We start from the raw sequence: 13,110 nt of genomic DNA on the forward strand, positions 1-13,110 counted from the left end.
GATAGCGCTTTTTGGTAAAGGTGCGTGTGGTGTTAGCGCTTGTCGAGGTCGACGAGACCCAGACGAGCGGCCTTGAGCAGACGACGCGGCACCTTGTGCTGCTGGCCGGCGACGTTCACGCCGACGAGACCGGTGGCCTCGGCCTTCCACTGCGCGCGCCGGCTACGGGTGTTCGCGCGCGACATTCTGCGCTTGGGCACAGCCATGACGTGCATCTCCTTGCTTTGGGGGTTGCCGCGCGCATCGCAGCGGCAGACGACTGCCCTACAGAGTAACGGTTGACCTGGCGGTCCTCCAAAACGGAGGAAGAGCCTGGCCGCCCCGGCCTCGCTACCTCGTCGCCGCCGAGATTGCCGCCCCGTCGCCTCGTCGCCGCCGAGATTGCACTGAGGTACAGAACCCCGGCCATTTCTGTCCCTGGATTCAATCTCGATGGCATGTCGGTGCCGCCTGCCAGCATTCCGCCCATGGGCGGGGTGTTGATCGGCAGCGAAGCGTTGGCCGACGGGGTCGTCACGCGCAACGACCTCAGGTATCACTACCAACGAATCTTCCCGGACATATATGTACGCGGCGAACCCACGCTTCGTGACCGAACTATCGGCGCGTGGCTGTGGTCGGGACGTCGGGCAGTGATCGCGGGGGCCGCGGCGTCAGCACTGCACGGAGCGGCCTACGTCGACGCCGATATCCCGATCGAGCTCATCTGGCGCAACGGCAGGCCACCGCACGGATTGATCGTGCGCAACGAGACGTACGCCGATGACGAAATCAAACGTGTGGTCGGCCTACCGGTGACGACACCGGCACGGACCGTGTTCGATCTGGGCCGTCACCTCCCTCGCGACGAGGCCGTCGCACGGATCGACGCGCTGGCCTGGACCTTGCAGGTCCGTGTCGACGATGTCGTCCCGCTGATCGAACGCTATCCGAGGGCTCGTGGAATCCGGGCGCTGAGGGCCGCGCTGCCGCTGGTCGACGCGGGTGCCGATTCCCCGCGGGAGACCTGGTTGCGCCTGCAGTTGACCGACGCCGGAATGCCTCCCGAGCAGACCCAGATCGCGGTGATTCACCGCCGCCGCCGTATCGCGATCATGGATATGGGCTGGGAACAGTACGGTGTCGGAGTCAACTACGACGGAATCTTCCACCAGTCCGACCGCAGGCGTTATGTGCAGGACCAGAAGACCTTGCGCACGCTGGAAGCCCTGGGCTGGATCGTCATTCGGGTGATCGCCGAGGACGACATCGTCGATGTCCTCACGCGTGTCGAGCGAGCACTGCGCAGCCGTGGTTGGCGACCAGATTGCGCCCATGGACAAAACGCCGCCTGATTTTGCCCCTCAGGGCAATCTGGATCCTGGCGACGCACCCCTTGACGCGATACCGGCGGTACCCGCTAACCTACCGGTTGGTTGGTCCATGGTCGGCGTCGACAGGAGTACACGTGCCTTCTGAATCTGGTGCAGTTCGTATCGGCAACTGTTCTGGCTTCTACGGTGACCGCATGTCCGCCATGCGCGACATGCTCGACGGCGGCGAGCTGGACTTCCTGACCGGCGACTACCTGGCCGAGCTCACCATGCTGATCCTGGCTCGTGACCGGGCCAAGAACCCCGACCGCGGCTACGCCAAAACGTTCCTGCTGCAGCTGGAACAGTCCCTCGGGATCGCGCTCGACAAGGGCGTGAAGATCGTCGCCAACGCCGGCGGACTCAATCCCGCGGGGCTGGCCACGGCCGTCCGGGCGCTGGCCGAGCGCCTGGGCCTCGACGTCAACGTCGCCCACGTCGAGGGTGATGACCTGGTGGGCCGGGCTGCCGAGCTCGGGTTGGGGACACCACCGGCGGGCAGGAGCGAAGCGACCGGGGGATCAATTTTGGCCGCCAACGCCTACCTGGGCGCATGGGGCATCGTCGACTGCCTGAACTCCGGCGCCGACGTCGTCGTCACCGGCCGGGTGACCGACGCGTCGGTGATCGTCGGCCCCGCGGCGGCACACTTCGGCTGGTCCCGGACCGACTACGACGCACTGGCCGGGGCCGTGGCCGCCGGTCACGTGATCGAATGCGGCACGCAGGCCACCGGCGGCAATTACTCGTTCTTCGGGGAAGTTTCCGATCTGGCCCGGCCCGGCTTCCCGATCGCCGAGATCTCCGCCGACGGCTCGTCGGTGATCACCAAACATCCCGGCACCGGCGGGCAGGTGAGCGTCGGCACGGTCAGCGCCCAACTGCTGTACGAGATCACCGGCGCCCGCTACGCCAATCCCGATGTGACGCTTCGGGTCGATTCGCTCCAGTTGGCGCAGGACGGCACCGACCGGGTGCGGATGTCGGGTGTCCGCGGTGAGGCCCCGCCGCCGACGCTGAAAGTGTCGTGCAACAGCATCGGCGGTTTCCGCAATGCCGCCACATTCGTGTTGACCGGCCTCGACATCGAGGCCAAGGCCCAGCTGGTGCGCAGCCAGTTGGAGGCCGGCCTGAAAGTGCGGCCGGCCGAGCTGGATTGGACGCTGGCCCGGACCGATCATCCCGACGCCGACACCGAGGAGACCGCCAGCGCGTTGCTGCACTGCGTGGTCCGTGACCCGGATCCCGCGGTCGTGGGACGCCAGTTCTCCGCGGCGGGAGTCGAACTCGCGTTGGCCAGTTATCCGGGATTCACCACGACGGCGCCGCCCGGTGACGGTCAGGTGTACGGCGTGTTCGTCCCCGGTTACGTCGACGCCGCCGAAGTGCCACACGTTGCCGTCCACGCCGACGGCACCAGAGTGAGGATCGCCCCCGCCACCGACACCCTCGACCTGGCCTCGGTGGCCGAACCTGCGTTGCCTGAACCACTTCCGGCCGGCCCCACCCGGCGCGCCCCACTGGGCACGGTGGCCGGTGCCCGCAGCGGCGACAAGGGCGGGTCGGCGAATGTCGGGGTGTGGGTACGTAGCGACGAGCAGTGGCGGTGGCTGGCCCACGCACTGACCGTCGACAAGCTACGTGAATTACTGCCCGAGACAGCCGATCTGCCGGTCACCCGGCATCTGCTGCCGAATCTGCGGGCCATGAACTTTGTGATCGAAGGCATTCTCGGCCAGGGCGTGGCGTATCAGGCCCGATTCGATCCGCAGGCGAAAGGGCTGGGCGAATGGTTGCGCAGCCGTCATCTCGATATCCCGGAGGAAATCTTCACGTGAGCATCTGGAATTCGCCTGAGCGCGAGGCACTGCGCAAGACCGTGCGCAGTTTCGCCGAACGCGAGGTGCTGCCGTACGCCGCCGAGTGGGAACGCACCGGCGAGTTGCCCCGGGAGTTGCACCGCAAGGCCGGTGAGGCCGGGTTGCTGGGCGCCAACTTCCCCGAATCGGTCGGCGGCGGTGGCGGCGACGGGGCCGACGCGGTGATCATCTGCGAGGAGATGCATTACGCGGGTACGCCCGGCGGGGTGTTCGCTTCCCTGTTCACCTGCGGTATCGCGGTGCCGCACATGGCCGCCTCCGGGGACGAGCGGTTGATCGAGACGTACGTGAAACCGACGCTGCGCGGGGATCTCATCGGATCTTTGGCCATCACCGAACCGGGCGGCGGCTCCGACGTCGGGCATCTCACCACCCGGGCGGCACGCGAAGGCGACGAGTACGTCCTCAACGGCGCCAAGACCTACATCACCTCCGGCGTGCGCGCCGACTACGTCGTCACCGCCGCCCGCACCGGCGGACCCGGCGCGGCGGGGGTCTCGCTGATCGTGGTGGACAAGAACACCGCCGGATTTGAGGTCAGCCGCAAGCTGGACAAGATGGGTTGGCGCTCAAGCGATACCGCCGAGCTGTCCTACACCGACGCGCGGGTAGCCGTCGCGAATCTGATCGGCGCCGAGAATTCGGGCTTCTTCCAGATCGCGGCCGCGTTCGTGTCCGAGCGGGTGGGTCTGGCCGTGCAGGCCTATGCCAGTGCACAGCGTTGCCTGGACCTGACCGTGCAGTGGTGCCGCGACCGTGAGACGTTCGGCAAGCCGCTGATCTCACGGCAGTCGGTGCAGAACACGTTGGCCGAGATGGCCCGACGGATCGACATCGCCCGTGTGTACACGCGCCACGTCGTCGAACGGCAGTTGGCGGGTGAGAGCAATTTGATCACCGAGGTGTGCTTCGCCAAGAACACGGCAGTCGAGACCGGTGAGTGGGTCGCCAACCAGGCCGTCCAATTGTTCGGCGGGATGGGCTATATGGCCGAATCCGAGGTAGAGCGTCAGTACCGTGACATGCGCATCCTCGGTATCGGCGGGGGCACCACCGAGATCCTGACTTCGCTGGCCGCCAAGACATTGGGGTTCCAGTCGTGACCACTCTGAAATCGACCATCGATTCCCGCTCCCCCGGCTACCTCGAGGCCGCCGAGGTGATGACGACCAAGCTGGCCGAACTCGATGCCGAGCATGCCAAAGCCCTGGCCGGCGGCGGCGCCAAGTATGTGGACCGCCATCACGGCCGCGGCAAGCTCACCGCACGCGAGCGGGTCGAGCTGCTGCTGGATCCCGACGCCCCATTCCTGGAGCTGAGCCCGCTGGCGGCCTGGGGCAGCGATTTCACGGTCGGCGCGTCTGTGGTCTGCGGCATCGGCGCTGTCGAAGGTGTCGAGTGCCTGATCGTCGCGAACGATCCCACGGTCAAGGGCGGTACCAGTAACCCTTGGACGCTCAAGAAGATCCTGCGCGCCAACCAGATCGCGATGGAAAACCGACTGCCGGTGATCTCCCTCGTGGAGTCCGGCGGCGCCGATCTGCCCACGCAGAAGGAGATCTTCATCCCGGGCGGGCAGATGTTCCGCGACCTGACCCGGCTGTCGGCGGCGGGCATCCCGACCATCGCGTTGGTGTTCGGCAACTCGACGGCCGGCGGCGCATATGTGCCGGGGATGTCCGATCACGTGGTGATGATCAAGGAACGCTCCAAGGTGTTCTTGGCCGGGCCGCCGCTGGTGAAGATGGCCACCGGCGAAGAGTCCGACGACGAGTCTCTGGGCGGTGCCGAGATGCACGCGCGTACTTCGGGTCTCGGTGACTATCTGGCCAACGACGAGCTGGACGCCATCCGGATCGGCCGGCGCATTGTGGCCCGGTTGAACTGGCGCAAGTTGGGACCGGTCCCCGCACCGGTCGTCGAGCCACTGTTCGACCCGGAGGAGCTCATCGGCATCGTTCCCGCCGATCTGCGGATCCCGTTCGATCCGCGCGACGTGATCGCCCGCATCGTCGACGGCTCGGATTTCGACGAGTTCAAGCCGCTGTACGGGTCGTCGCTGGTGACGGGGTGGGCCACGTTGTACGGCTACCCGGTCGGCATTCTGGCCAATGCCCGCGGCGTGCTGTTCAGCGAGGAATCGCAGAAGGCCACCCAGTTCATCCAGCTGGCCAACCGATCGGACACGCCACTTCTGTTCCTGCACAACACCACCGGCTACATGGTGGGTAAGCAGTACGAAGAGGGCGGCATGATCAAGCACGGCTCGATGATGATCAACGCGGTGTCCAACTCGACGGTCCCGCACATCTCGCTGCTGCTCGGCGCGTCCTACGGCGCGGGCCACTACGGCATGTGCGGGCGGGCGTACGACCCGCGCTTCCTGTTCGCCTGGCCGTCGTCGAAGTCGGCGGTGATGGGTGGCACCCAGTTGGCCGGTGTGCTCTCGATCGTCAGCCGCGCCGCCGCGGAAGCTCGCGGTCAACAGGTCGACGAGGCGGCCGACGCGGCACTGCGGGCTGCAGTCGAGGCGCAGATCGAAGCCGAATCGCTGCCGATGTTCCTGTCCGGCCGGTTGTACGACGACGGAGTGATCGACCCCCGCGACACCCGCACGGTGTTGGGAATGTGCTTGTCCGCCATCGCCAATGGCCCGATCGAGGGGACGTCGAACTTCGGCGTCTTCAGGATGTGAGAGACACCCCGATGATTACCAGAGTCCTCGTCGCCAACCGCGGTGAGATCGCCCGTCGGGTGTTCGAGACCTGTCGTCGTCTCGGCATCGGCACCGTCGCGGTGTACACAGACCCCGACGCCGGGTCTCCCCACGTCGCCGAAGCCGACGCACGCGTACGCCTGGAAGGCACCAATGGTTATCTCGACGCCACGCAGATCATCTCCGCGGCCCAGGCCGCCGGCGCCGACGCCATCCACCCGGGCTACGGATTCCTCTCGGAAAATCCGGATTTCGCGGCCGCGGTGCTTGCCGCCGGGCTGACGTGGATCGGCCCACCGGTTCCCGCCGTGCGGGCCATGGGTTCCAAGATCGAGGCCAAGAAGATGATGGCCGCGGCCGGGGTGCCGGTGTTGACCGAGCTCGACCCGGCCACCGTGACCGCCGATCAGCTGCCCGTGCTGGTGAAGGCATCGGCCGGTGGTGGTGGCCGCGGCATGCGCGTGGTACGCGAACTGTCCGCTCTGCCAGATGAAGTCGCCGCTGCGCAGCGTGAGGCGCAATCGGCATTCGGGGATCCGACGGTGTTCTGCGAGCGCTACCTGGCCGCCGGGCACCACGTCGAGGTGCAGGTGCTCGCCGATGAGCACGGCACCGTGTGGGCGGTCGGTGAGCGGGAATGTTCGATTCAGCGTCGTCATCAAAAGGTCGTCGAGGAAGCGCCTTCGCCTCTGGTGGAGCGCACGCCGGGGATGCGGGAGAAGTTGTTCGACGCGGCTCGGCTGGCCGCCGAGGCCATCGGCTACACCGGCGCGGGCACCGTCGAATTCATGGCGGACGAAAAAGGTGACTTCTTCTTCCTCGAGATGAACACCCGGCTGCAGGTGGAACACCCGGTCACGGAGGCCACTACCGGTCTGGATCTGGTGGAACTGCAGATCCTCGTCGCCGACGGCGGCCGGCTCGATCCTGAGCCCCCCGCCTCACGCGGTTCGGCCATCGAAGTCCGGTTGTACGCCGAGGATCCGGCCAAGGGCTGGCAGCCGCAGGCCGGCACGGTGCACCGGTTCGACGTGCCCGCGCACGTCCGCGTCGACACCGGAATCGAGGACGGCTCGGTGGTGTCGATCTTCTACGACCCCATGCTCGCCAAGGTCATCTCCTACGCGCCGACCCGGCGACAGGCGGCGACCGTGTTGGCCGATGCGTTGGCCCGCACCCGGATTCACGGGCTGCGCACCAACCGAGATCTGCTGGTGAACGTGTTGCGGCACCCGGCATTTTTGGACGGGGCCACCGATACCGCGTTCTTCGACACCCACGGTCTGGATGTCCTGTCCGCCCCGCTCGCCGATGCGGGCGCGGTGACGCTCTCGGCGATCGCCGCCGCGCTGGCCGACGCCGCGCACAACCGGCGTAGCGCACGCGTTTTCGGCGCCGCACCGAGCGGTTGGCGCAACCTGGCCTCGGGACACCAGACGCGGACGTACTCCGACGCTGCCGGTGCGGAAGTGCCAATTCGGTACCGTTTCACCCGTGCCGGGGTGGAGTTGCCCGACGACGACGGCGTGGCTCTGGTGTCGGCGACGCCCGAGCGGGTGGTGCTGTCGGTCAACGGTGTGGAACGCGCGTTCGAGGTGGCGAGTTACGACGATCAGGTGTTCGTCGACTCCCCGCTGGGGCCGGTGCAATTCACCGCGCTTCCCCGGTTCCCTGATCCGAATGACGCCGTCGCGCACGGCTCACTGCTGGCGCCGATGCCCGGTTCCGTCGTCCGTGTCGGCGCCGCCGTCGGTGACACCGTGACGGCCGGACAGCCGCTGATCTGGCTGGAAGCTATGAAAATGGAACACACCATTGCCGCACCCGAAGACGGGGTGTTGGCCGAACTCAATGTCGCCGCGGGCCAGCAGGTCGAGGTCGGCGCCGTCCTTGCCCGCGTAGAAACACCTGGAGGAGAAAACTCATGAGCTTCATCGAGACCGAAGAGCAGAAGGCGCTGCGGCAGGCGGTGGCCGCGATGGCCGCCAACTACGGCCAGGACTACTACCTGGAGAAGGCCCGCGCCGGCGAGCACACCACCGAATTGTGGAACGAGGCAGGCAAACTCGGCTTCATCGGGGTGAACCTGCCCGAGGAGTACGGCGGCGGGGGCGCCGGCATGTACGAGCTCTCGCTGGTGATGGAGGAGATGGCGTCCTCCGGCGCGGCGCTGTTGATGATGGTGGTGTCCCCCGCGATCAACGGCACGATCATCTCGAAGTTCGGTACCGAGGAGCAGAAGAAGCGCTGGATCCCCGGCATCGCCGACGGGTCGATCACCATGGCCTTCGCGATCACCGAGCCCGACGCCGGTTCCAACAGCCACCGGATCACCACCACGGCCCGTAAAGACGGCAGCGACTGGATCCTCAAGGGCCAGAAGACGTTCATCTCCGGCGTCGACCAGGCCCAGGCCGTGTTGGTCGTCGGCCGCACCGAGGACCACAAGACCGGCAACCTCAAGCCGGCGCTGTTCGTCATCCCCACCGACACTCCGGGGCTGAACTGGACCAAGATCGAGATGGAGATCGTCAGCCCCGAGAGCCAGTTCCAGGTGTTCCTCGACGATGTGCGGTTACCGGCCGATGCGCTCGTCGGTTCGGAAGATGCCGCGATCGCGCAGCTGTTCGCCGGGCTCAACCCCGAGCGGATCATGGGAGCGGCGTCGGCGGTCGGCATGGGCCGGTTCGCGATCAACAAGGCCGTCGACTACGTCAAGACCCGTCAGGTCTGGAAAGTGCCGATCGGCTCGCATCAGGGCCTGTCACATCCGTTGGCGCAGAACCACATCGAGATCGAGCTGGCCAAGCTGATGATGCAGAAGGCCGCGACCCTGTACGACTCGGGTGATGACTTCGGTGCCGCGGAGGCGGCCAACATGGCCAAGTACGCCGCCGGTGAGGCATCGGTGCGGGCGGTCGATCAGGCCGTGCAATCCCTCGGCGGCAACGGGTTGACGAAGGAGTACGGCATCGCCGCGGCGGTCAACGCGTCGAAGCTCGCTCGTATCGCGCCGGTGAGCCGGGAGATGATCCTGAACTTCGTCGCGCAGACGTCCCTCGGCCTGCCTCGGTCCTACTGATGAGCACGCTGGTCCAGTACAGCGTCGACGGCAACGTCGCGCGGCTGACGCTGGATTCCCCGCACAACCGCAACGCGCTGTCCACGGCTTTGGTGACCCAACTGCACCAGGGCCTGGACAACGCCGCCGCCGATCCCCGAGTCCGGGTGGTGGTGCTGGGACATACCGGTGGAACCTTCTGTGCCGGAGCAGATCTGAGCGAGGCTGCCGGGCAGGACCCCGGCGACATCGCCGTCGGCCGGGCCCGCGAGATGACCACGACGCTGCGGGCGATCCTGGAGCTACCGGTTCCGGTGATCGGCGCGATCGACGGGCATGTGCGGGCCGGCGGCATGGGGCTGGTCGGGGCCTGCGATCTCGTCGTGGCCGGGCCGGCCAGTACGTTTGCGCTGACCGAGGCGCGTATCGGGGTGGCGCCGTCGATCATTTCGCTGACGCTGCTGCCGAAGATGTCGCCGCGGGCGGCCGGGCGTTACTTCGTCACCGGGGAGAAGTTCGACGCCACCGAGGCTGCGGAGATCGGACTGGTCACCGTCGCCGCTGACAACGTCGACGCGGCGGTAGCCGCATTGACGGCCGAGATCGCAAAGGGATCGCCCCAGGGGCTGGCGACGTCGAAGGCGTTGACGACGGCCTCGATCCTGCGCGGGTTCGACGAGCACGCCGAGGCATTGACGCAACAGTCGGCGCGGTTGTTCGTCTCCGACGAGGCGCGCGAAGGCATGATGGCGTTCCTGCAGAAGCGCCCGCCGAGCTGGGTGGGATGAGCAGCGGCCGTGCCACCCGGGCTTGAAACCGAGCTGCAACCGGCGCTGCATTGGGTGCGGCGAGGCAGGTCACGCGCCGTTTGAGTGACTGTCGGTCGTTGCCTGTGGCAGCAACCGCCTCGGGGTCTCTGTCGCATTGCGCTCGGCAGTTTTACCGTGTGAGCTGCGGACGTTCTCTGCCGTGCGGTTGTTCCCGGAAAGGCCGGAATCATGGCCGATGATCAGAACAAGACCATTTCACGTCGGGTGTGGGAGGTATTCGCCTCCGGCGACCTCAGCGAGTTGGACGATCTCGTCGCTCCCGGTGCCGCCTATCACGACACCCAGGATCCGTTCGGGGATCAGCGCGGCCCCGAACACATGCGAAGCCTCATCGAGATGTATCGGAAGTCGTTCACCAACATGAAGTTCGACGTCAAGATGCAGATCGCGGAGGGCGACTACGTGTGCACGATGATCGAGGCGCAGGGCGACAACACCGGCGAGATCATGGGACACCCGGCCACGGGTAAGCACGCCCGGATCAACCTCACCGACACCACCCGGATCGAGGACGGCAAGATCGCCGAGAACTGGGTCACCTGGGACACTTTGGGCATGCTGCAGCAGCTCGGCCTGATCCCGGCTGGGGCATCGCAGGAGGCGGCACCCGCCTGAGGGATCTGGAACCAAAAGCAGGACTAACTGGCGTCGCGCTCGAAGAGGTAGCGCTCCGGGTGGTGGCAGTCATTGATCCGCGACTGTCCGGTATCGAGTATCGGCGGCGGAAGCCATTCGGTGCGACCATCTTTGCCGATTCTGGTGCGCCACCCCTTGCTGGACAGCAACCGGTGACATGCCGGACAAGCCAGGGTGAGTTGGTCGATGTCCGTCTGCCCGCCGTCGGCCCAATCCTTCACGCGGTGGTGTACCTGGCACCAATCCGCAGGTGCGGTGCAGCCTGGTCGGGTGCATCCGCCTTCCATTCCGAACAGCGCGAGCCGCTGCCCGGGCGAGGCAATTCGCTTGGTACGACCCAGATATAGCGGCACCTCTGAGTGTGACTCGTAAATGCACAGATAGTGATACGCGTGGCCGGCCAGCCGGACCACGTCTGCCATCGGGATCAGGCTGCCGCCCCCGGTGATCGCCCAGCCCTCACCTGAACAGATCTGTTCGAGCGTGGCCGTGACCACCAAGGTGACCGGCAAGCCCCGGTGCTGGCCCAGCGTCCCGGACATCAACACGGCGCGACACATGGCCTTGAAAGCATCGTGGTTGCGCTGCGCCTTGGTCCGTAGATCCCATTTGACCGCTTCTTCATCGGGTTCGCCGTCGACACAGGGATTTTCGTCATCCGGATTGCACATACCCGGCGCCGCCAACTTGGCGTTGTACGCCTCGCAGTACGCCCGGCACTCCGCATCGATATACCCGTGGACCTTCGACAAACCATCGCTGTCCTGTTTGCCGAATTCAAGGCCACGCTTGCGGGCTGCAACGTTATCCCGTGGCGCCGGCCCATCCTGGTCGATGGTCATCCGCAGCCGGTCTGCCACCTTCTGCAGCGCCTCCGGGGTCAGCCTGGCGGCGGTACGGCCCAGCAGTTCCTCGGCTCGGTCCCGCGTTTCGGCCGTGACGGCCTCGGGCAACTTCTTGAAGAATTTCCGGATGATCCGTACGTGCTCGACGCCGATATCACCGCGGGACTGGGAAGCAGCGGTAGTGGGCATCACCGGCGGGAGCGGTTCACCCGTCATCGCACGGCGAGGAGTCAGCACCTTGGCATCGTCGAGCCGCGCTTGCGCCTCGGCCTTACTGATCCGCAACGAGTACACCAATATGTCGCGCAGCGAGTTGTGGCCCGCCGTCTGCGGGGTGATCGCCTCGGCAATCCCGGTGATGATCTTGTTGTCGACCGAAGCGTGCGCACGGGCGATCCGCTGACGCCGCGTGGCGATGTAGTGGAGGTCGATCAGGCTGAGCGCATCGTGGGAGGCCGAGGCGAGCTTGGTGGCCAGCGCCTCATAGGCCTCGTAGTCCGCCATCAGTTGCTGGCGGTCCACTGATGCACTGGTCATGATTCGAACATTAGTTCGATGGTCCGACAAGAACGGCCGGATTGTGGCCAGAGTGGCAAACGTTGCCAAAGTTTTTTGAAGTCGTCGAGGCGGTGCGATTTTCGCAATCAGATCGACTCGGCGCTCGACGCTCGAAGTGCCCACGTCAGTCGATCTTGATGCGCCCCGAAAGGCCCGGCAGGCCGATTACCACAGACGCAGAGACGACGGATTCCGTAGCCATCGACGTGGTGATTCACGCCCGAGATTGTTACTTTGGCAAATTTGCATCCGCCCCATAATGTATTGCTACAGTGTGCGGGCACTGTAGGCCACATCACACCCCGAAGGCGGCGACATTGACGTCACAGCCCACCCCTCCCCGGCTGCACAAGGCCAAGGTTGCCGCCACTGCAGCGGCTGTCGTCGCCACCACCGCAGCGCTGACCGCCGGTGTCGCGTCCACCGCGCCGGAGGCGCTTGCCGCACATAACCGAAGCGTGCAGACGGATGTTGAGCTGACCGCGTCCGCCGACGTCGGACGGATTCCTGACATCGTCGGGATCTACGGGGTGGGCCCGGTGTTCTGGACGGCGCAGATGTTGGGGATCACGCCCGAGAACGTGATCAAGGCCGCCGGAGGGTTGACGGGTAACACCGCACTGGCCGACACCGTCATCGGGTTGCTGGACCTGCTGGATGCCGTGTCACCGGTAGAGGCCGGCGTGAAGGGCCCGATGCCGAGTGACGTGTACGACGCGGTGAACGGGCTGGACTACACCATGACCGGCACGATGGATATGCTGGGCGGTCCAATCAAAGCCATTGTGGGAAACACAATATGGGACCTCATCGACGACGCGGTCGAGAAGTTCGTCAAGGCCGCGCCGATTCTGAACCAGCGCCGCGCAATCCTCTTGGCCGAGAGCATGGGTGGGCTCACCACATCGCTGGCCTACCGCGACATGATCGACGCCGTCACGTCCAACAGTGACGACTGGGAGGTCGGTGTCACCGGCCAGTGGCTGATCATGGTCAACAATCCCAGCCGTCCCGGCGGCGGATTATTCGCGCTGGCAACCCCTTTCACAAGCCTCATGGGGGTCGATCTCACTACGCCCGACGCGGGCAGCTATACCAATGCCGATGCCAACGGCGGCAAGGTCACCAAGGTCCTCAACACCTCGATCATGGACATCACGTGGGCCTATAACCCGCTGTCGGATGTACCGACCACGCTGAACCCGCTGGCCTGGGCAAACTCCGCCGCAGCC

General features: G+C 65.9%; 10 protein-coding genes and 1 pseudogene. 9 read left to right on the forward strand and 2 right to left on the reverse strand.

The window, feature by feature from the left end; translation table 11 throughout:
- Positions 1-32: 32 nt before the first annotated feature.
- Positions 33-206 carry a 50S ribosomal protein L32 gene (gene rpmF / locus A5740_RS10220; protein WP_003885704.1) on the reverse strand — a complete coding sequence of 58 codons (174 nt, stop codon included), beginning with the start codon at positions 204-206 and terminating at the stop codon, positions 33-35.
- A 231-nt stretch (positions 207-437) separates the two neighbouring features.
- On the opposite strand from rpmF, the gene A5740_RS10225 reads away from it, so the two are divergent.
- From A5740_RS10225 to A5740_RS10260, 8 genes are all read left to right on the forward strand, one after another.
- The gene (locus A5740_RS10225) at positions 438-1,334 is read left to right on the forward strand and encodes a hypothetical protein (protein WP_254849136.1); all 897 of its coding nucleotides are present in this window, start codon (positions 438-440) and stop codon (positions 1,332-1,334) included.
- Positions 1,335-1,447: 113 nt separating this feature from the next.
- Complete coding sequence (locus A5740_RS10230; protein WP_076193690.1) at positions 1,448-3,190, forward strand: acyclic terpene utilization AtuA family protein; 1,743 nt, start codon at positions 1,448-1,450, stop codon at positions 3,188-3,190.
- A complete protein-coding gene (locus A5740_RS10235; protein WP_076193692.1) occupies positions 3,187-4,335 on the forward strand; it encodes an acyl-CoA dehydrogenase family protein in 1,149 nt (382 codons plus the stop codon). Before A5740_RS10230 ends, A5740_RS10235 begins: the two co-directional genes overlap by 4 nt.
- Before the next feature lie 59 nt (positions 4,336-4,394).
- The gene (locus A5740_RS10240) at positions 4,395-5,927 is read left to right on the forward strand and encodes an acyl-CoA carboxylase subunit beta (RefSeq protein WP_175616214.1); all 1,533 of its coding nucleotides are present in this window, start codon (positions 4,395-4,397) and stop codon (positions 5,925-5,927) included.
- An 11-nt stretch (positions 5,928-5,938) separates the two neighbouring features.
- Positions 5,939-7,876 (forward strand): biotin carboxylase N-terminal domain-containing protein, encoded by a 1,938-nt coding sequence (locus A5740_RS10245; RefSeq protein WP_076193697.1) that lies wholly within the window; start codon positions 5,939-5,941, stop codon positions 7,874-7,876.
- On the forward strand, positions 7,873-9,030 hold the full coding sequence (locus A5740_RS10250) for an acyl-CoA dehydrogenase family protein (protein WP_076193699.1): 1,158 nt from the start codon (positions 7,873-7,875) through the stop codon (positions 9,028-9,030). Before A5740_RS10245 ends, A5740_RS10250 begins: the two co-directional genes overlap by 4 nt.
- On the forward strand, positions 9,030-9,797 hold the full coding sequence (locus A5740_RS10255; RefSeq protein ID WP_076193701.1) for an enoyl-CoA hydratase family protein: 768 nt from the start codon (positions 9,030-9,032) through the stop codon (positions 9,795-9,797). The genes A5740_RS10250 and A5740_RS10255 overlap by 1 nt, the downstream gene beginning before the upstream one ends.
- 210 nt (positions 9,798-10,007) lie before the next feature.
- Positions 10,008-10,454, forward strand: a complete 447-nt coding sequence (locus tag A5740_RS10260; protein WP_076193703.1) for an ester cyclase — start codon at positions 10,008-10,010, stop codon at positions 10,452-10,454.
- A 23-nt stretch (positions 10,455-10,477) separates the two neighbouring features.
- Here the strand turns inward: A5740_RS10260 and A5740_RS10265 are convergent, their stop codons facing one another.
- Positions 10,478-11,857, reverse strand: a complete 1,380-nt coding sequence (locus A5740_RS10265) for an HNH endonuclease signature motif containing protein (protein ID WP_076193705.1) — start codon at positions 11,855-11,857, stop codon at positions 10,478-10,480.
- A 338-nt stretch (positions 11,858-12,195) separates the two neighbouring features.
- Here A5740_RS10265 and A5740_RS10270 point away from each other — a divergent pair.
- A pseudogene (locus A5740_RS10270) lies at positions 12,196-13,110 on the forward strand (PE-PPE domain-containing protein); the annotation flags it as partial.

The organism is Mycobacterium sp. GA-1841 (assembly GCF_001954135.1).
In the GTDB taxonomy this organism is placed as follows: domain Bacteria; phylum Actinomycetota; class Actinomycetes; order Mycobacteriales; family Mycobacteriaceae; genus Mycobacterium.

Bases quoted from the DNA above. Each gene is read 5' to 3' on its own strand.
- A5740_RS10245 (WP_076193697.1), top strand. From the start codon at position 5,939: ATGATTACCAGAGTCCTCGTCGCCAACCGCGGTGAGATCGCCCGTCGG.
- rpmF (WP_003885704.1), bottom strand. From the start codon at position 206: ATGGCTGTGCCCAAGCGCAGAATGTCGCGCGCGAACACCCGTAGCCGG.
- A5740_RS10260 (WP_076193703.1), top strand. From the start codon at position 10,008: ATGGCCGATGATCAGAACAAGACCATTTCACGTCGGGTGTGGGAGGTA.
- A5740_RS10225 (WP_254849136.1), top strand. From the start codon at position 438: ATGTCGGTGCCGCCTGCCAGCATTCCGCCCATGGGCGGGGTGTTGATC.
- A5740_RS10250 (WP_076193699.1), top strand. From the start codon at position 7,873: ATGAGCTTCATCGAGACCGAAGAGCAGAAGGCGCTGCGGCAGGCGGTG.
- A5740_RS10265 (WP_076193705.1), bottom strand. From the start codon at position 11,857: ATGACCAGTGCATCAGTGGACCGCCAGCAACTGATGGCGGACTACGAG.
- A5740_RS10255 (WP_076193701.1), top strand. From the start codon at position 9,030: ATGAGCACGCTGGTCCAGTACAGCGTCGACGGCAACGTCGCGCGGCTG.
- A5740_RS10240 (WP_175616214.1), top strand. From the start codon at position 4,395: ATGACGACCAAGCTGGCCGAACTCGATGCCGAGCATGCCAAAGCCCTG.